The organism is Mycobacterium angelicum, assembly GCF_002086155.1.
GTDB classification, from domain to species: domain Bacteria; phylum Actinomycetota; class Actinomycetes; order Mycobacteriales; family Mycobacteriaceae; genus Mycobacterium; species Mycobacterium angelicum.
Genome location: NZ_MVHE01000423.1, coordinates 1 through 231, shown reverse-complemented (window position 1 = coordinate 231; position 231 = coordinate 1). Strand labels below are relative to the sequence as shown.

Here is a 231-nt window from a genome sequence, read left to right as displayed (position 1 = left end):
GGACATTTCCCGTTTCACGACGACCCTGCGCGCTTCATCGACATCGTCGAACGCTTCATGGACACCACTGAGCCCGCCGAATACGACCAGGCCGCGCTGCGCGCGTTGCTTCGCCGGGGTGGCGGCGAAGCAACCGTCACCGGCTCGGCAGACACCCGTGTTGCAGTACTGAACGCCATCGGGTCCAACGAACGCAGCGCTACCTGATCACCACCGGGTCTGTTAGGGCTC

At 64.1% G+C, this 231-nt stretch carries 1 pseudogene; it reads left to right on the top strand.

What is annotated here, in order from left to right:
• Positions 1-207: pseudogene (locus tag BST12_RS30105) on the top strand (alpha/beta hydrolase); the annotation flags it as partial.
• Positions 208-231: the final 24 nt, after the last annotated feature.